The sequence below is a fragment of the Geotalea daltonii FRC-32 genome, assembly GCF_000022265.1.
Classification (GTDB): Bacteria; Desulfobacterota; Desulfuromonadia; order Geobacterales; family Geobacteraceae; genus Geotalea; species Geotalea daltonii.
Window position 1 is genome coordinate 2711243 of sequence record NC_011979.1, and the last position, 19300, is coordinate 2730542.

Annotated in this window: 16 protein-coding genes; 15 read left to right on the forward strand and 1 reads right to left on the reverse strand. The window is 55.3% G+C overall.

The window, feature by feature from the left end; translation table 11 throughout:
* Positions 1–12 precede the first annotated feature (12 nt).
* The 10 genes from GEOB_RS12230 (at position 13) to GEOB_RS12275 (ending at position 10677) form a co-directional block, all read left to right on the forward strand.
* Complete coding sequence (locus GEOB_RS12230; protein ID WP_012647545.1) at positions 13–1725, forward strand: DUF1302 domain-containing protein; 1713 nt, start codon at positions 13–15, stop codon at positions 1723–1725.
* A gap of 57 nt (positions 1726–1782) precedes the next feature.
* Entirely contained in the window at positions 1783–2754 is a 972-nt protein-coding gene (locus tag GEOB_RS12235) for a sialidase family protein (RefSeq protein ID WP_012647546.1), read from the forward strand.
* A gap of 56 nt (positions 2755–2810) precedes the next feature.
* On the forward strand, positions 2811–4256 hold the full coding sequence (locus GEOB_RS12240; RefSeq protein WP_012647547.1) for an outer membrane lipoprotein-sorting protein: 1446 nt from the start codon (positions 2811–2813) through the stop codon (positions 4254–4256).
* Positions 4257–4325: 69 nt separating this feature from the next.
* The gene (locus GEOB_RS12245; protein ID WP_012647548.1) at positions 4326–6041 is read left to right on the forward strand and encodes a nitrogenase component 1; all 1716 of its coding nucleotides are present in this window, start codon (positions 4326–4328) and stop codon (positions 6039–6041) included.
* Positions 6042–6067: 26 nt separating this feature from the next.
* Positions 6068–7441 carry a nitrogenase component 1 gene (locus GEOB_RS12250; RefSeq protein WP_012647549.1) on the forward strand — a complete coding sequence of 458 codons (1374 nt, stop codon included), beginning with the start codon at positions 6068–6070 and terminating at the stop codon, positions 7439–7441.
* 45 nt (positions 7442–7486) lie between these two features.
* The gene (locus tag GEOB_RS12255) at positions 7487–7870 is read left to right on the forward strand and encodes a NifB/NifX family molybdenum-iron cluster-binding protein (protein ID WP_012647550.1); all 384 of its coding nucleotides are present in this window, start codon (positions 7487–7489) and stop codon (positions 7868–7870) included.
* 86 nt (positions 7871–7956) lie between these two features.
* A complete protein-coding gene (locus GEOB_RS12260; RefSeq protein ID WP_012647551.1) occupies positions 7957–8379 on the forward strand; it encodes a DUF1761 domain-containing protein in 423 nt (140 codons plus the stop codon).
* A gap of 227 nt (positions 8380–8606) precedes the next feature.
* Positions 8607–9647, forward strand: a complete 1041-nt coding sequence (locus GEOB_RS12265; protein ID WP_012647552.1) for an ABC transporter substrate-binding protein — start codon at positions 8607–8609, stop codon at positions 9645–9647.
* 42 nt (positions 9648–9689) lie between these two features.
* Positions 9690–10001, forward strand: a complete 312-nt coding sequence (locus GEOB_RS19360) for a carboxymuconolactone decarboxylase family protein (protein WP_012647553.1) — start codon at positions 9690–9692, stop codon at positions 9999–10001.
* 79 nt (positions 10002–10080) lie between these two features.
* On the forward strand, positions 10081–10677 hold the full coding sequence (locus GEOB_RS12275; RefSeq protein WP_012647554.1) for a methyltransferase domain-containing protein: 597 nt from the start codon (positions 10081–10083) through the stop codon (positions 10675–10677).
* 452 nt (positions 10678–11129) lie between these two features.
* Here GEOB_RS12275 and GEOB_RS12280 read toward each other — a convergent pair whose 3' ends face one another.
* On the reverse strand, positions 11130–11582 hold the full coding sequence (locus tag GEOB_RS12280) for a hypothetical protein (RefSeq protein ID WP_012647555.1): 453 nt from the start codon (positions 11580–11582) through the stop codon (positions 11130–11132).
* A 314-nt stretch (positions 11583–11896) separates the two neighbouring features.
* Here GEOB_RS12280 and GEOB_RS12285 point away from each other — a divergent pair, with 314 nt between their 5' ends.
* The 5 genes from GEOB_RS12285 (at position 11897) to GEOB_RS12305 (ending at position 19277) form a co-directional block, all read left to right on the forward strand.
* Positions 11897–12925 carry an energy-coupling factor ABC transporter permease gene (locus GEOB_RS12285; RefSeq protein WP_012647556.1) on the forward strand — a complete coding sequence of 343 codons (1029 nt, stop codon included), beginning with the start codon at positions 11897–11899 and terminating at the stop codon, positions 12923–12925.
* A gap of 51 nt (positions 12926–12976) precedes the next feature.
* Complete coding sequence (cbiQ, locus tag GEOB_RS12290; protein ID WP_012647557.1) at positions 12977–13798, forward strand: cobalt ECF transporter T component CbiQ; 822 nt, start codon at positions 12977–12979, stop codon at positions 13796–13798.
* Complete coding sequence (locus tag GEOB_RS12295) at positions 13795–14553, forward strand: energy-coupling factor ABC transporter ATP-binding protein (protein WP_012647558.1); 759 nt, start codon at positions 13795–13797, stop codon at positions 14551–14553. Before cbiQ ends, GEOB_RS12295 begins: the two co-directional genes overlap by 4 nt.
* 102 nt (positions 14554–14655) lie before the next feature.
* Complete coding sequence (locus GEOB_RS12300; RefSeq protein ID WP_012647559.1) at positions 14656–15981, forward strand: efflux RND transporter periplasmic adaptor subunit; 1326 nt, start codon at positions 14656–14658, stop codon at positions 15979–15981.
* A complete protein-coding gene (locus GEOB_RS12305) occupies positions 15978–19277 on the forward strand; it encodes an efflux RND transporter permease subunit (RefSeq protein ID WP_012647560.1) in 3300 nt (1099 codons plus the stop codon). The genes GEOB_RS12300 and GEOB_RS12305 overlap by 4 nt, the downstream gene beginning before the upstream one ends.
* Positions 19278–19300: the final 23 nt, after the last annotated feature.

Genomic DNA, 19300 nt, shown 5'->3' on the forward strand with positions numbered 1-19300 from the left:
GGAGAGTACGGTATGAATTTCAAACTGAAGAAGCTGGTCCCCTTGCTGGCATTGCTGGTGCTGGTGTCGAGCAGCATCAACGCCTGGTCCGCGGACGATAATGCGTCCGGGCAGGAAGCCACCGCTAACACCACCTCCACTGCCGAAACAACTGCGCCGGAAAATGCCGCTGGTGAAAGTGGTGCCATTGCCACTACCGCTTCCACTTCTGAAACAGCAGCGCCAGAAAATGCCGCCGGTGAAAATGACACCGTCGCTGCCACCGCTTCGGAACCGGGCAACGCCGCGGATACTGGGGCGGTGGAGACCCTGCAGGAGCCATTCGACCCGTTCAATGTGATCGTGTACAAGCCACTCTGGGCTCTTACCTCCGCGATCGGCGATTTCAACCCCATCGGTAAGCACGTTTCAGCTCCCCTTGAGGAGTCAGTCCCGGGGCTACGCGTAAAGGGTTTCATCAACAGCATAACGCAGATCAACACTACCTCCACCGATCACAATACGGGCCTTGGGGGAAGAAACAAGGACTGGAGGCTGCAGAAGCAAGAGTTCCGCACCCAGCTCGAACTCAAATACCAGGCAAATGAGAACATCGAATTCGTCAACGTTAACAATTTCCAGTATGACGGCGCCTACGACTTTCAGGACAGCGACGGCCTCTACACGGATGGTTCCTCCAACCAGAAATACTATTCCCAGTTCAAACGGATCGTTCGCGAGGCCTATGTCCGCGGTAACTATGGAAACGTCAACTTCACCCTTGGCAAGCAGATCGTCAACTGGGGCAAGATGGATGGTAAGGTCATCGATTTCGTCAATGCTGCCGACGGCCGTGACGTTGTAGATTTCCATATCGGTGATTACGAGTGGCGGGCCATCGGCCAATGGATGGCAAACGTATCGTTGCGACCAACCGAGAACATAACTACCACCTTTCTGTGGAACCCTGATTTCCAACCCAATGTGGGGCCTGCGGGAGGTTCGCCGTGGTGGTTTCCTTTCGCTCAATCGCCCGTTTCCAGCGCCCAGCGACCTCCCGAGAGAAATCCTTCCGGTTTTGACCGGCTCGCGGATAGCGAAGGCGGGGTGCGAGTGGATACGACCATCGGCGCCTTGTCATTGAGTGGAATTTATTACAACGGATTTGATCGTGACGCGGTTTTCAACACATCAGATAACACTCTCCATCACACCCGCCTCAACCGCTATGGCTACGCGCTCGACTACGGAACCAGTATCTTCGGACAGCGGCTGATCATCCGTTCGGAAGCACTCTATTCCCATGGTAAGGCATTCAGTACTTCGGATCCTTCGGCACCTGGCGGGATCGTAAAGAAAGACCAGCTCAAACTTGCCGTCGCCTTCGAGACCTCCGTGGGCTCGGACGAAAACAAGATCGACATCCTTTATCAGCCGATCTGGACCCGTCAGCTGGGATGGGATAGTCGCACCGGCGCCAAACTCAACGACCTCCTCCATGTCGTAAACCTGAGCCATTCCGTGCGCAAGACGAACGACAGGCTGAAACTGAGCACTACCGGGTACATTTCGGGGGGATCAGGCTATGACGGCCTCAGCTACAACGTCTCGGCAGGATGGAAATTCAATGATTACCTCAAGGCAACGCTGGCCTATAACGATTTCGTCGGCAAAGACGACGATATCCCCTGGGGTGCATATAGAAAATGGAAGAACGTGACGCTGGACGTCAAGTACGAGTTCTAAAAGAAAGCAACCCAGTGCACAAATGGAAATCGGACCAACAAAAGAAGGAGATGCGACATGAAGATCGCAGATGTTGAAATGAAGACCCATCAGTTGAGGAAACCCGGTGCCCTTATCCACAGAATGGGGATTTCTCTGGTGATGCTGACAGTCGTCTCCATGCTTTTCGCCTGCTCAGGAAAAGGGGGAGAGAAGGTCAGTGCGTCGACGTGGAAAACTTATCAACTGCCCTTTAACCATGTGGTCTTCGATCTGAAGCAGACAGGAGAGAAGGATGGGTGGGCGGTTGGAGAGAGAGGGCTTATACTTCGGTTCGACGGCACGAAATGGGAGCAAGTCGAATCCCCGGTGGCTGTCCCCCTCTTTGCCATTGCCTTCCCTGAATCTGACCGCAGATGGGCAGTCGGGGCCGATGGGACGATTCTGGAAGGAAATAGCGATGGTTGGAAGGAGGTTCAAAAGCCGGACAAGTGGCACCTCATGTCGGTTGCTTTCCCATCGCCGGCAGACGGATGGGCTGTCGGAGAGAGAGGTTCCATTGTTCACTATGACGGCAAGGAATGGAAAAAGGTTGAGTCACCAAAAAAAGTGGCCCTGAACCGAGTCGTATTCAACAACCCCAACGATGGATGGGCCGTGGGCAATCAGGGGGTGATCCTCCATTACGACGGCAAAGGATGGAAGGAGATTTCATCTTCCACTGACCGGACGCTGTACGGGATAGCATTCCGGAACTCGAATGACGCCTGGGCGGTTGGAGAGAAGGGCACCATTCTTCATTATGACGGCAAGTCCTGGTCGAAAGCCGAAAGCCCGGTCGAACGAACCTTCCTCAATGTGGCCGTTTCCAATGGAAAGGATGCATATATCGTCGGGCGTGGCGGAGAACTGCTTTCCCTGCATGAAGGCAAGTGGACACAGGGCGCCGATTCCCTAACCAGAAAGACCCTGTATGCCATTGATATTCCGCCGGACGGGAAACCGTGGGTTGGGGCAACCACCCGCGATATCTTCAAAAAACAACTTTAAGCTTTATCTGCTGAAATCATGCGGAAATTCATAAACCGTAGCGAAAGGAGAAAGAAATGAAGAATCAGAAAATGAAGGGCGTGGTCGCGCTTGCCACCTTGGCTGCTATTGCAGCCACAGACCTATCGGTCGTGGCCCGGTTCGGTATCGCCAAGGAAAATGTTGATTGGGGTAAGGTAGCATGGACGCCGGCAAAATCTACTTCACCCTGGAAAGAGTGGAACTGGAACCCGAAGAAGGAAGGGCGGTCCTGGAAATATGTGGAGGAACTGTCGCAGGCAGAAAAGGATTACTGGCAGATCGACGGGCGCTGGTCCCACGAGATCCCCAGGGACAAGGAGTATCCCAAATTGCCGGAGGAGAGATATCCGTTCAAGGCCCCATACAGTGGGGAGGAACTTAGCGCTCTTGGGGAAGCCGGGGGCGGGGGTACCGTTATGTGCGGCCTGCAGGCCCATAGTGGATACCACATTTCCCGGACCAAAGACCGGAACGGAGTTATCAGCAAATCAGACACGATCTGCAATACGATCAGGCACTACAAGACCTTTGCCGAACAACTCTACAAGTTCAAGCCTGGGCAGGAGACCGGCGCCTACCTCGTTGTCGTGGCCAATCCGCCCGAGTCCGCAGGCACCGTCTCGCTTTCAAAATTCTACAAGGATGGCCCCGGTGTTTCCAAGCTTGAAGACCGTTGGGCATATCTGCCGTCGCTACGGCGTGTTCGCAGGATCTCCGGCGCCAGCGGCTCGGACTATATCCCCGGTTCGGTCGCTACCTATGATGACGTATTCCTTCGGGATTTCTGGAAATACGACTCGAAAATCATCGGTGTGGACATTCTCTATCAGGCCGTTAACAGCAAAAAGCCTTACGGACCCATTGCGGGGCCATATCGCGCCGATGGCGGCATAGAGACCTATGTGGTTTTAAGCAAACCTGTAAAGAATGGGTACTATCTCAGTCAGTGGATCAGCTGGCATGAGAAAAAAACCGGTCATATCATTCGTCAAGAACAATGGGACCGCAAGGGTAACTTTAAGAAGGTTTCGGAAAAAGGTCTTTCCGGGCAGGTCTTATACTTTAATAAACTCATCTACCCTTGGTCGGAAGGGTTCAAGGGCGGGCTGACCGAGAGCGGCGCCGAGCGACGGGCGATTTTGCACGGCGGAGGACCTGATCAGGTATGGGACGTGGAGCAGGACGTGCAGACCTATACTATTCCCGACACTCCTGACAAAAAGATCTCCTATGAGAAGTTCGGCAACCTGGATGCCTATGCCGGCAAGGAGACATGGAAACAGCTGTTCCAGCCGCAAAGGATCGAGAATCCATTCGTGAAGCCGGTACCTGTGGTGAAATTCGAGGCAACGGATTTCCCTCCCACCCCTCCTCTCTATCGAGATAAGTTTTCAAAGTTCCGCAAGATCTCGCTTCCTGCCGAGATCCTGCAAAAGATCAAGAAGGATGAACAGAGCAAGCGGGGACTTTTTAAATCTTAAGACAAAAACAGATGAGAAGACGGGCCATTGGGACTCCACTGGCCCGTCTTCCTTGGGGGGATATTATAAATGCATGATAATTTGAGTGAGCTGCCCATAACGGATGATACACCCATAAACCTTAAGGAAAACACTTGCCCGACCCGTGAACAACGGTTGTCGGTCGCCATAAACGCCTATTACGGTACCATGAGCGATCTGGTCAAGGGGACTCGTGAAAAGAGCCTCGTTCAGCCGGACCGCTGTTTTGAACAGTCTGGGAACTGCCTTCTGGCTCTTAATGCCCAACGGCTCATCAGCATTCGCGATTCCGTGCTCCTGTTTCACTCACCCATAGGGTGTGCAGCAGGCCAGCACAGCAGTCACGAACTCTTTCAGCATATTCCCATCGAGCAGGGGCGACCTGCCGATCTGGGTTTTTTCCATGCGGTCAGCACCAATCTGACTGACAGCGATGTGGTTTTCGGCGGCGGCGAGAAGCTGGTCGCCGCCCTCAAGGAAGCTGACCGGCGCTATTCGCCCCGGGCCATTTTTGTCGTCACCTCCTGTGCCTCCGGTATCATCGGCGACGACCTGGAAGGGGCTGTCAATGAGGCCCAGCCGCACGTTAAGGCAAAGATCGTCCCCTGTCACACCGAAGGATTCCGTTCCCGTGTAACGCAGACCGGCTACGATGCCTTCTGGCACGGGGTTCTCAAGTATCTGGTGCGAAAGGACCTGCCGAGAGAGAAGGATCTGGTGAACGTTACCAACATGTTCTCCTACACCTGGATGGACAAGATCGAAATAAACCGGCTCCTCACCAAGCTGGGGCTCAGGGTCAATTTCATACCCGAATTCGCCTCGGTGGAAGATCTGGAGCGGATGGGGGCTGCAGCGGTGACCGCGCCGATCTGCCCGACATTCGCCGACTATCTGATGCGGGGGCTGGATGAGCACTTCGGCGTTCCCTATTTCAACGACGTAATCCCCTTCGGCATCAAAAAGACCGACGAGTGGCTCCGCAGGATCGCCAGCTATACGGGCAAGGAAAAGGAGGTGGAGGAGCTCATCAAGGAGGAGCACGCCACCTACATCCCGAAGGTGGACAAAATCCGGCAGGGGTTGGAGGACATCCGCAGGCGGATGGTGGCAAAAGGGACCAAGAAGGAGGGGGAGAAGCTGACCGCCATCGGTGCGGTCGGCCAGGGCCGCGTCATCGGGCATGCCGTATTCCTGGAAGAGCTGGGTTTGGAAGTCGCAGCTGCTTGCGCCATTGATTACGATTCCCTCATCGCCGATTCCTTTGATTCCCTGGTCAAGGAAGTGGGTGATTTCATCGTTCTCGTCTCAACTTTCCAGGCTGCTGACTACGCTAATCTCTTTGCCAGGCTCAAGCCGGACCTTTCCCTCCAGGCCCCCTTCAAGGGGGGTGTAATCAAGACCGCCCACACCATTGGAACCATCCATTGGCTCAGGGGCCACAATCATCCTTCACAGGTTCAAGCCGGTTATGCCGGCGCCGTCGGATACGGGGATATGGTCCTGCGGAGTTTCCAGAACACTGCACTGACCAAGCTGCTTGCCGACTTCGATGACTCCCCCTACAAGGATTGGTGGTACAAAGCCGATCCGCTGCATTATGTGAAGGGAAGGGACGAGATCTTCAAGTCCAACCCTCTAACAATACCGGATGATCCGGATCACGGTCACGAACATGATGATCACCGTCATCACGACCACGGCCACACCCACAGCCATGGTCACGACCACGGTCAGGATCATGCTCACGGCCACAAGCATTAAAAGAATATAAAGGAGATGCAAATTACATGACTGCGACAAATGTACTGAAATTTACCGATGAAGACGAGCGCATTGCCGCTCTTGATCCCAAGGACCGTCCCTTGCAGGAGACACCTCGCCATACGTGCGCCTTGGGCGGCGCGTTTGTGGCAGCTACCGCCGTGTCAGGGGTGATGCCGATCCTCCATTCGGGAGGAGGATGCGGCTGGTCCAATTTCTTCGGCTTTATCGGCGCCAGCGGCGGCGGGCAGATCGGCGACGGCGGTGCATTGACTACCCCCTGTTCGACCCTGCTGGAAAAGCATGTGGTCTTCGGCGGTGAGGAAAGGCTGCGCGACCAGATCGCTTCGACCATGGAACTTATGAACGGGGACCTGTTCGTCACGGTGTCGGGTTGTATCCCGGCGCTTATCGGTGACGATGTTGAAGGGGTCGTCTCCGAATTCAGGAAACCGGAATACCCTCCCATCATTAACGTCAAATCATCGGGATTCAACGGGACCTCCTACGATGGCTACGACCTGTTCCTGGATGCGGTTATCGACCAGTATCTGGAAGAGCGACCGGTCCGGAAAGGCTTGGTAAACATCCTCGGTATCCAGCCCTGCCAGCACATATTCTGGAAGGGAGACCTGGATCTTTTCAAGACCAACCTGGATGCCATCGGTCTGGAGACCAACCAGATCTTCGGCGGCAGATACGGTGTTGAAGGGCTGAAGAATATTCCGGCCGCCCAGTTGAACATTGTCCTCAGTCCCTGGCAGGGTTTGAAAGCCGCGGAAAAACTCAAGGAGAAATACGGCACCCCCTATATCGTCTATCCTGGGTTGCCCATGGGCCCCAAGGAAATGACCCGCTTTCTGCGTACGGTGGCCGAACATCTGGATGTGGAACAGGAGCGCCTGGATAAATGGATCAGGAAGCAGACAGAGATTGCCTACGACGACTTCAATCTGATTGCCACGGCTCTATATACCGGGTTTTGCAACGTTCACTTCGCGGTCGTCGCGGAATCGAATATGGCCATCGGGTTGGTCAGGTACCTGACCAATGAATGCGGCCTGCTTCCCAGTGTGGTGGTCGTGACCGACAATCCCCCTGCAGAAGTGCGTGACCTCATCACCGACAGGCTCACCAATGGACTCGAAGGCATAATCGTTCCCGACGTCTACTTCGAGAACGATACCTACCTGATTCACAAGAGACTGACGAAATACACTTTCATGCTCCTTTTCGCCAGCTCCATGGAAAAGTACGCTGCCAGCAAGTACATGGCCGGCCATCACACGATTTCTTTTCCCGCCTTTGACCGGGTTATCCTCAAGCGCACCTATGCCGGGTTCGGGGGAGGAAATATCCTCCTGGAAGACCTGTTCAGCAAATTCGCCAGGCCGTTCTAAGGTGCCCGGCATCAAATCATGGAAAAAACCTATGGAGAGCCGATCATGAGCTGGGTACGGGTTGCCGTCGCCTCGACGGACGGAATAGCAATCGACCAGTCACTACAGGAGGTCTCTTCCTTCAGCATTTATGATGTAGCTGTGGAGGGCCCCCGGTTCGTGGAAACACGCAAGGCAGCCGGGGCCTCTGCTTTGCCCGGCCCTGGCGGGGAGCCAACCGGCCTGTCCATGGATGAATTTCTGGATATCATCTCCGATTGCTCACTCCTGGTTGTAAGGTCTTTGGGAGTTGAAGCCGGGGGGAAGATACAGATCGGGTGGCTGACCGTCTATGAGGCAGATATGCAGGTTGAAAAGGCATTGAAGAGGTTTTCCAGCAGTCCCCTGATCAAAAACTTGTTTGGGAATAAAGCAGACCCAACCGATTGATCTGGGTTGCCATGAACCGGGCAAGTCAATTTTGCCGATGACTTAGGTCCGGTGCGATCTTTTCGGTATGGGGTGGAGAGCATTTCATGAACGATATATTGATGGTCATTCAAACGATGGTATTTGCTGTTCATTGGCTGCCCGTCATTGTCGTGACGGCGCTGTCGCTTGTCGTCGCGGCCATATGGCATTTACCTTTTCTGTTCGGGAACACCTGGGAAAGGGAAGTCAATCCGGAAGGGACCGAACGAAAGATCAACAAGCCCTTTGTTTTAGGCGTTTCGGGTATATTGCACTTCATCGCCTTCACCAATGTGAGCCTGGTTGTCGCCGGTCAAGGATGGAGGTCAGGTTTGCTGACTGCGTTGATGATCAGCCTTGTCTGGATCGTTACCGCTTTGGGAGCTATTTACTTTTTCGCCGGACGCTCCTGGCGTCTATTCGCCATCGATGCGGGGCTGTACGTGGTCGTATTCTCTCTTGCTGGACTGGTGCTGGGGGCGTGGTAAAGCAGTTTACCCTCTGCGCAGCTTGAGCATGACATTTAACAGGTTGTTGAAAAACGTGATGAGGAGGTCGGGATGCAAGGCTCAAGTGAAGGAGGGAGCGAAACGTACTGTGATGTACGTTGAGTTTCCGAGTGAGCGGCAACACAGCAGACCGGCCCCGCAATAGTTTTTCAACAGCCTGTTTGAGGAGCCCATTGGGCTTGCGGAGCAAAGAAGGAGGATTAAACATGCCGGGATTCATGAACAAAGCCATCAGGATTGTAGCAATTGCCATTGCCCTGTCGTCAGTTGCGAGCTTGCTGGGGGCATGCAAGAAAGAGACTAAAGGGGCAACCGTCGGCGATGGGCTGTTCCCGATCAAAGCCATCACCAGGAAAGACTGCTCACTTGCACCCTGGCTGGTGACCGAAAAACTCGGTTTCTTTGCACAGGAGGGGATCAGGATTGTCTACACCGGTGAAACACAGCCCGCTCTGGTCCTCCCTTCTGTATTGAAGGGGGATAACGACGTGGCCGGCGACCACCCCAACGCCCTGGCGGTGGCCAAAGCCGGAGGGGCGAAGATCACCGGTGTGGTGCGCAGCGGCATAGACCCTGCTCCAGACCTTAATCCGGAACTGCGCCACATGTTCTGGTACGTAAACCCTGAGAAATATCCCGATGTCAAATCCTTTGCGGATTTGAAGAAGTTGCCGGGCAAACTCAAATTCTCCACCATCACCAACAACATCTGTTCGGACTTCCTGGCCAACAGGATCGCCGATAAAAACGGGATTCCGAGGGATAAATTCGAATGGGTGACGATGCCTGACGTTCAGGCGATCCAGGCACTGAAACAGGGGTTGGTGGACGTGGCCGGTGTACATCCACCCTTCTACAAGCCAATGGTAATTTCCGGAGCGCGCAAAATTTCGGATTCATTGGAAACAGGCCTGGGTCCCTCAGCAGGCGTTAGTTTTACCTATTTTCGGGACGATTTCATAGAGAAACACCCGGATGTGGTCCGTGGTTTCATCCGGGCCATGGGCCGGGGAGGGGCATGGATCAATGACCATCCCGAAATGGCCGCCAAATGGACTTCGGAGGCGATTGGGGTGCCTGTGACCGGCAACCATTATTACTCACCCAAAAATGACATCCTGGAGAGCGAGATCGAGCCATGGATTCAAGACCTGGAGGAGCATAAGGTGATCCCTCGCGGCAAAGTCAAGCCCTCTGACCTGGTGTCTCACCAGTTCGAGACGCACGAGGTTTACTCGTGGAAATAAAAGGGCTGATAAATCATTTCATTACTGAAAGGAGACTATCCAATGGCATTGGAAGAAAAAGTTCGTGAGCTTATCGCAGTAGGCGCGTCTATCGCCGCAAACAACCCCCCGGAGGTGAAATATCATATCATTCGTGCCCGTGAGTTGGGGGCCGACGATGCGGCACTCAACGATGCAGTCGATATCGGGAAGCAGGTGCGCCGCGGTGCCGCATCAAAGACAGACGCCTTTGCCTTGAGTCTGGCAACGACCCCGGTGCAGCGGGAGAGGGGCGGCTGCCGCAAAGGTGGTGGCGGACGCGGAAACGGCCAGGGAGACGGCTGCGGATGCAATGGGCAGAAAGCGGAACAGTAGTAGCTGCCGGTGAGGGTTCAGCCGAAGGAAGGTTTATCTGACCATCACAATGCAGCCAACCGATGAAAGGATACGACAAGTGAAAGAGCCATATTTAGACCAGATTCGTACCGCTGTTCGTCAAAGATACGATGCGGTAGCGCGATCCCCCAGGCCGCTGTTTCAATACCCCACCGGCCGTGAGGGGATGCTGAAGTTGGGCTATGGGGAAGAGTTCATTGATTCGTTGCCGGCGTCGGTGGCGGAATCGTTCTGCGGTGTGGGTAATCCCTTACTGGCAGGAAAGATCCGGCCAGGGGAGACTGTACTTGATGTGGGGTGCGGGGCTGGAGTCGATATTATTCGTGCGGCCGGTTTGGCCGGTCCTGACGGCAAAGTTTACGGGGTGGACCTGACTTCTTCCATGGTAGAAAGAGCGGCAGATAACATCAAGAAGATGCAGATTGCCAATGCATGGGCGGAGGAGGGCGCTGCAGAGTCGCTGCCGTTTCCGGATAAAATCTTCGATGTCGTGACCTCCAACGGTGTGCTGAATCTCTCCCCCGAAAAGAGGGACTGGCTAGGGGAAATCCATCGCGTGCTCAAGCCTGGCGGCAGATTATACCTTGCAGATATGATTCTGGAGGATGGAATGGCAGGAGAGTCTCCAAACAACCTCGATGCCTGGTCTGCTTGAATTGGCGGCGCCATCCCCGGGCGGGATGTTGAAAGGCTTCTGTGGGAAACCGGGTTCCTGGACATAAAAAGTCTCGGCACCAGCGGCTTCAGGACTTCCCCGAAAACAATCGGAGCAGTATTCGGTGCAACTAGGGTCTGTCGGACTTAGAATGAATCGGCTGCGAAAATGGCAAATCGGTCTGGATCTCCGTAAATTTTCGACAAATAGGTCCACTATTCGCTCTCAAATTTCCAAATATCCGTCCTCGATTTTCCATTCTCTCGCTTCGATCCCTAAGTCCGACAGACTCCTAGAAATAGATTATGGTCTGGAAATTCATGGTCCTGGTTTTCTTACAGCCTTTCCGAATAAGGTGTTAGTGCCCATGAACTGCTCGACCCTTCCACTTGAACGGGGAAGGGTCGAGGCAGCTAAAGGCGCATCAATGGTACGCGGGGCTGGTCCCATTCTCAGCTTTTCGAATCTCCCTCCGGCGTTATCATGATTCGTCCATAGGTCCACGACCAGTATCTTTCAGCATAGTCAGGGAGGTGATAGCGATATTCCAGCCTGATGTTTCTGGCGTTCATGGACAGATTGCCGGGAAGCGTCAGGTTGAATTGTTGCGACTGGTCCAGGGCGAGGCTGGCGGGACCGATGAAAACCGCCTCATTTCCTGACGGTTTGCCGTTTTCATCAAGAACAACCGCGAAGAGCTGTAACTGATAAATCTTGTGGTGGAGGTTGTTCCTGGCTAACCCTTTGATGGCGAGGTTGCCGGGTACCTGCTTGATTTCCAAGGAAAACGACACATCACGATTCTGATCTCCTGCCACGGTGGACGCCGTGGCGATGTTTGGTGTACAGACGGCAAATGCAGGGATCATGATAAAAAGTGCGATGAGAGTTTTTTTCCAGTTCATGGCGCCATCTCCTTTCGTTTATTTTACTCCTTTGAAGCCCAGTCTATCCCCCATTTGTCTCAAGTCAATATCCTTAAGTGCATATAACTCCTTAATTTTATTTGAATTATCTATTGATCAACTAGACAGATGGTCTCCTGAACATTAAAAAAATTCTGTTGACCGGAAGGAATGGTTGCTGTATAAAAGAATAAAACTATAGATTAAGTAGTCTAATTGCTGACCAGACAACTGGAGGCCAAAGATAGTGAATATCTTTGGCCTTTTTTTGTTTTTGGCGAAAGCGAAAACAGTATTCCCGGGAGTAAATGAATATGCATATGGCTGATGCTTTGGTCTCACCCGCAGTGGGTGGGACAACATGGCTGGTAACGGCAGGAGCCATAGCCCATGCGGCCCGCAGGTTGGGTAGAGATGCTGACGAGCGAATCGTACCACTCATGGGGGCACTGGGAGCCTTTGTGTTCACGGTGCAGATGATAAACTTTTCCATTCCCGGAACCGGTTCCAGTGGGCACTTGGTAGGTGGGGTTCTCCTTGCGGCACTTCTGGGCCCTCACGGCGCGTTTCTTGCCATTGCGTCCATCCTGGTGGTGCAGGCCCTGGTTTTTGCCGACGGCGGCCTTTTGTCCCTTGGCTGTAATATTCTCAATCTGGGGTTTATCCCATCTTACCTGGCGTATCCCTTCATCTATAAAAGCATCGCTTACGGCTTTCCAGGACGGAGCAGGATTGCACTTGCGGCTGTTGCAGCCGCAGTGTTCAGCCTCGTGCTGGGGGCACTGGCAGTGGTAGTGGAAACGTCCCTATCCCAGGTGTCTGCGCTTCCATTCCTCCCCTTCATTGCCCTCATGCTCCCGGTCCATCTGGCAATCGGCGTCGTCGAAGGCATGGTGACGGCCGCGCTCCTCTCCTGGCTTCTGCAGGCCCGCCCCGACCTGATGCGTTCCGATCGTTTCCATACATCCTTCGGCCTACCGCTTTCACGCCGGTTGCTGATGCCCGTTCTTGGCGCCACCATCATCATCGGCGGGGTCCTGTTCCGCCACGGGTCGGAACGTCCCGACGGGCTGGAATGGGCTATGGCCAAGGTGGCCGGGCAAAAAGAACTGCAGGGGAAGGACGGGGACATGCACCGGGCCTTTGCCCGGATTCAGGAGAAGACAGCTCTCTTTCCCGGATACACAATCGGTAGCCATCCGGCCACAGGGCATGGAATTGGGGGGAATGGTGACACGGAGAAGAAAGGAGATGGGGCGGCAGGCGTTGTCGGTGGCGCCATAACCCTCATCGCCATCTTTTCCGTCGGTGTGATCGTTAACCGCCGCAGGTGCGACAGGTAACCTTTCTGCCGGGCCGGCAGAGGCTCGACACCTTATGGGAGAATGACAGACATGGGCACCATGTTGCGCCTCGAAAAACATTTGGCCGATCTGAAACAGCTGGACCTGCTTGGAGGCATGGATTCGCCGGTCCATCGTCTCGACTCGCGCGCCAAGCTGATCACCGTGCTCGTCTTTCTCGTCTGCCTGCTCTCTTTCGATCGATACGAAGTGGCGGCGCTGCTCCCGTACCTGCTTTTCCCGATTGCGATTGCTGCCCTGGGAAATATTTCCCCGGCCCACATTTACCCACGGCTCCTGTTATTTTTGCCCTTTGCCCTTCTGGCAGGGGGACTCAATCCGCTCTTCGACCGCCAGGTAATCGTCACCATCGGCACCGTTCCCATCTCCGGCGGATGCCTGTCCTTCATATCCATCCTGCTGCGTTTCGTTCTCACACTGGGGGTGGTGCTGCTGCTCATTGCCACAACCGGCTTCAACGACATCTGCGCTTCCCTGGAGCGACTGGGAATGCCGCGCCCCTTTGCCGTGCAACTCCTCTTCCTCTACCGGTACATTTTCGTCCTGGGCGAGGAAGGGCTGAGAATGGTGCGGGCATGGGAACTACGGGCATTGCATGGCGGTAACATGAAGGCGAAAGTATTCGGGTCGCTGGTGGGACACCTGTTGCTGCGGACCTTCGACCGTGCCCGGCGGATTCACCTGGCCATGCTTTCCCGGGGGTTCCATGGAAGGTTTCACGTGCACAAGCGGCAGGAATTCGGTCGGCGGGAGGCGGGCTACGTGGCGGGGTGGTCTCTTTTCTTCGTCGCATGCCGCCTCTGGAATCTTCCCTTTCTTGTGGGGAGCATCGTCACCGGAGGGCTGCCGTGAGTCATCATCTTGTGGAAGTGTCAGAGCTTGTTCACCACTATCCGGACGGCACGCCGGCACTGCGCGGCATATCCTTCCGTATTTGCCATGGGGAGTCGGTGGCGGTGGTCGGCGCAAACGGTGCTGGTAAATCGACGCTGCTCCTCCATCTCAACGGTTATCTCGCCCCCACCTCGGGAACGGTGCGCATTGGGGACTTTCCCATGAATGACGAGACGGTGCGGGAAATCCGCCGCACCGTGGGAATGGTCTTCCAGGACCCCGACGACCAGCTCTTCATGCCGACGGTGTACGACGACGTCGCCTTCGGCCCGCGGAACCTGGGTTTTCCAGACTACGAGGTGGAGCGGCGGGTGACTGCGGCGCTTGAGAAGGTGGGAGCCGGGCACCTGAAGGGGAAGCCCCCCTATCACCTCTCCGGCGGGGAAAAGAGGCGGGTTGCAATTGCCACGGTCCTTTCCATGGAACCGGCTATTCTCGTCATGGATGAGCCGACCACCGGCCTCGATCCCTTTGCCCGCCGGCAACTGATCTCTCTGGTGCGGGAATTCGAACACACGAGAATCATCGTCACCCACGACCTGGATCTGGTTGCCACCCTTTGCGAGCGGATCATCGTCCTCAAGGACGGGACCATCGCGGCCGACGGCCCGGCCGGCGAGATTTTCCGTGACGGCAAGCTGCTCGCTTCCTGCCGTCTCGAACAGCCCCTCTCCATGCAAGGCTGCCCCCGCTGTGGCGGCATGGCAGGATGATCGTCAAACGCTGGTGGGTTTAAATATAGTGTGCTGTCGGCTGGCTCTGCCTTGGCGAAAAATGGGGAAAATCTGGAGCCTTGGCCGACTTCGAGGTATGAGATGAAACTGGGAACTGATCTGGCGAACGAAACTATCAAAATCCGGCTTGCAGCTGCGGTCATCGCCGTGTTGATCATTGGGGCAGCCATTGTGTATCTGGCTGTCCCGGCTGCCAGGAAGGCCGCTGTACCCCGTGACGGCGGCAAGGAAAAGTTGAAAGCAGCACCGGCCGTCACTTACCTCTGCCCCATGCATCCCTTCGTCACTACCCCTCGTCCTTCTGCCTGCCCCATCTGCGGCATGAACCTCGTTCTGAAGGAGGGGGCTGCGTCGGAGAAAAAGAGTGCCGATTCCGGGCAGACACCGCCTGGTGTGACTCTAAGTTCCCAACAGCAGATCTTGGCCAATGTGGCGACCGCCCAGGTTGCCCAGCGGGAATTTTCCACCGAGACTGTAGCAGCCGGCAGGGTATCGTGGGACGAGCGGCGGTTGAACAGGGTTTCCTCACGGGTACAGGGCCGCGTAGAGCGGCTTGATGTTAATTTTACCGGTGCCCGGGTTCGCGCAGGGGAACCGCTGCTGGACATCTACTCACCAGATCTCATATCGGCCCAGAAGGAATACCTTCTTGCAATCGACGGGGCCGAGCGGGCAAAGGAAAGCCCTCTGCCCGAATCGCGATCAATGATGGAAGGGTTGCGTGACGCTTCACGTTCACGGCTGAAAGTGTGGGGGGTGTCCGATCAGCAGATTGCCGAACTTGAACGGAGCCGCCAGCCGAAAAAGGTTGTTTCCATCAAGTCGCCTGTTACAGGAGTGGTCACGGAACGCCTGGTGACAACCGGCCAGTATGTGAACGAGGGATCACCACTTTTTTCTGTCGGATCCCTGTCCGGTGTCTGGATATTTGCCGAACTGTATGAAAATGACTTGGGCAGGATAGAGACAGGCACACCTGCCCTGGTGACTACCGAGGCATTTCCCGGAAAGGTCTTTCAGGGGAGGGTGGCTTTTGTAGACCCGGTTGTCAATCCGGAGACGCGTACCTTGAAGGTGCGAGTTGATCTTGATAACAGGGCAGGGCTTTTGAAACCCGAGATGTTCGTCAAGGTCATACTCAAAGGGCGCAAGATCAAAGAGCTGGCGGTCCCCGAGGGAGCAGCGATCTTCAGCGGCGACCGGTCCATGGTATGGGTGGAAAGTGCCCCCGGTAAATTTTTGCCAAGGAATGTCACGCTCGGGCGTAAGGGAGACGGATACTACCAGGTGATTTCAGGCCTTTCCGGCGGTGAATCGGTGGCAGCCTCCGGCGGTTTTCTGATTGATGCGGAGAGCCGGCTGAATGCCGTGCAATCCGGCGCCCCTGGCGAGAGTAGGCGCCAATGATCTCCAGAGTCATTTCTGCCTGCCTGAATAATCGCTCCCTTACGATCCTTTGTGCATTCCTGCTCCTTATTTTCGGCTGCCTGGCCCTTGTGCGCACGCCGGTTGATGCCATACCCGATCTCTCGGACAATCAGTTGATCGTCTATACCATGTGGGAAGGCCGTTCGCCCAAAATCATCGAGGACCAGGTTACCTATCCCCTTGCCAGCAATCTCCGGGGGCTGCCCCATGTTCGGTCGGTCCGCTCATCGACCATGTTCGGCACATCGATGATCTATCTCATATTCGAAGACCGCGTCGATCTCAACCGGGCGCGGACACGGGTTCTGGAACGCCTCTCACAAATGGCCAGTCGCCTGCCGAAGGGAGTCACTCCCGTTCTTGGCCCGGATGGCACCGGTGTGGGGCATGTCTACTGGTATGTTATCAAGAGCCGTCGCCATAATCTGGCCGAACTGAGGGCTCTCCAGGACTGGCATCTTCGGAGTTCCCTTGAAACGGTATCGGGCGTGGCGGAGGTAGCTTCGGTGGGAGGCTTCGTCAAGCAGTACCAGATAGACCTGGATCCGGTGAAACTGATTGCTTACAGGGTGCCGGTTCAGTCGGTGGTTCGGGCGGTATCCATGTCCAACAACGTCGTAGGTGGTGATGTCGTCGAAAAAAATTCGGCTGAGTACCAGGTACAGGGTTCAGGATATCTGCGGAGCAAGGAAGATATCGAGAATATAGTCGTTGCCACCTCGGTTTCGGGTGTGCCGGTTTGTGTGAAGAATCTGGGTGTTGTTCAGGTCGGAGGCGGCAGCCGGCGCGGGGTGCTCGATGAGAACGGCGAGGGGGAAGTTGTCGGCGGCATCGTGGTCATGCGGTCCGGTGAAAACGCCAAGGCAGTCATCAGCCGGATAAAGTCAAAGCTTGAAAGTCTGGAAAAGGGGTTGCCCGAGGGAGTTTCCATCGTAACTGCCTACGACAGGAGCAACCTCATAGACCGGGCGACCGAGACGCTTAAACATGCGCTTGTGCAAGAAATCCTGCTGGTTACGCTGGTGCACATCCTTTTCCTGTGGCATTTCCGCTCAATACTGATTGTGACCGCTCCGCTGCCCCTTGCGGTTCTCTGCTCCTTCATCGGCATGTACTATACGGGGATCAACTCCAACATCATGAGCCTGGGTGGGATTGCCATCGCCATCGGGGTGCTGGTCGATGCGGGAATCGTCATGGCCGAGAATGTCATACGACAGGCAAGCCAGCACGGCCCAGGGTACGAGAAGGATATTCTCAAGATCACCGAAAAGGCCGCACATCAAGTTGGCCGGCCGATCTTTTTTGCTATGGCCATCATCATACTCGCCTTCGTTCCTGTTTTCGCCCTGACCGGAATTGAAGGGAAAATGTTCCATCCCCTTGCTTCAACCAAGACCTTTGCCATGATCGGCTCATCCATCCTGGCAGTGACGCTCGTGCCCGTGCTCTGTTCGCTGCTGATCAGGGGCAGGCTGCACAGGGAAGAAGAGAACAGGCTGATGAACACCCTGATGAATGTGTACAGGCCGGTGCTTTCATGGGCTCTTTCCCACCGCCGGTTGACGGTCACTACCGCGGCTCTTCTTTTTGCCCTGGCCCTTTTCCTTGGAACTCGCATCGGCAATGAATTCATGCCCCCCCTCAACGAAGGGAGTCTGCTGTTCATGCCGGTCACCCAGCCGAACATTTCCATCAGCGAGGCAAAGCGCCTGGCAACGATACAGGACCGGATTATCAAGGCAACGCCCGAGGTTGAGTACGTTCTGGGCAAGGTCGGCCGGGCAGATACAGCCACCGATCCCTCACCCCTCTCCATGTTCGAGACTATCATTCTGCTGAAGCCCCAGGAAAAGTGGCGTCCCGGCATGACGACAGAAAAGCTGATCGGAGAGCTGAACGGGAAATTGCAGATCCCCGGAGTTGTCAATGGCTGGACAATGCCGATCATAAACAGGATCAACATGCTGTCGACCGGCGTTAGAACCGATCTCGGCCTGAAGATCTATGGCAACAGCCAGGATACCCTGTCGGAACTCTCTAAACGTGCTGCGGAACTGATCAAACAGATTCCAGGGGCTGCAGATGTGGCTGCGGAGCAGACACAGGCCGGCGACTATCTGGAGATCGAGGTGGACCGGGAGGCGGCTGCCAGATATGGGCTCAATGTGGAAACGGTCAATGAAACCGTCGAGACTGCACTTGGCGGGGTGGTCGTCACCAACACCATCGAGGGACGGGAACGGTTCCCCGTTCGCGTCCGGTTTCTGAAGGACCATCGGCAGGAGATAGAATCAATACGCAGGATCCGGATTCCACGGGAGTCGTTCATCCCGCGGCAGGTAACGGCTCCGCTAACGGTAACTGCTTATCAGCCGGGAATGCCTGATGGGGTGATGTCAGCCCCTATGGGAAGCAACTCTGCTTCCCCGGCAGGAGATAATGTTCCTGTTGTCTCCATGGGGAGCGGGCTGTCCGGGGGAGGTCAGGTACAACTTGGACAGATTGCCAGGATCTCTTATGCTCCCGGCCCTTCCATGATCAATGCCGAAAACTCTTTCCTCCGGTCCCTTGTGTTTCTCAACGTTCGCGGACGCGACACGGGGCGCTTTGTCGAAGAAGCAAAGGCAGCTCTGGAGAAAAATCTGAAGCTTCCGACCGGCTATTTCCTGGAATGGTCCGGGCAGTACGAGAACCAGATCCGGGCGAAGAAGACCCTGCAGCTCGTCGTGCCCCTGGTGCTTCTGATCATCTTCGTGCTGCTGGTAATGGTCTATCGCTCGGTCAAAGAGGCACTCCACGTGATTCTTGCAGTTCCTTTCGCCTTGACCGGCGGCGTCTATCTGCTCTACTTCACCGGTTACAACTTTTCCGTCGCGGTCTGGGTAGGATTCATCGCCCTGTTCGGCACCGCGGTGCAGACCGGCGTGGTTATGGTCATCTATTTGGAGGAAGCGGTGGAGCGGGTTGTGAAGAGAGACTCCAGGCTGACGCGTGAGAGCCTGCACGAAGCGGTGATGGAAGGTGCATTGTTGCGCTTGAGACCCAAGCTGATGACGGTCTCCACCATTGTGGCAGGACTTGTTCCCATCTTCTGGAGCAGCCGCACCGGCGCCGAGGTGATGAAGCCGTTGGCAACACCGGTGCTGGGAGGGATGGTTTCTTCACTTCTCCATGTGCTCATCGTTACCCCAGTGATCTTTACCTGGCTTCGGGAGAGGGAGCTGGCGAAGCTTGACGAGGCTGCCAAGGTTGGCAAGGCCGAGGGTATCTGAACATATTACTAATCCGTTTGCCC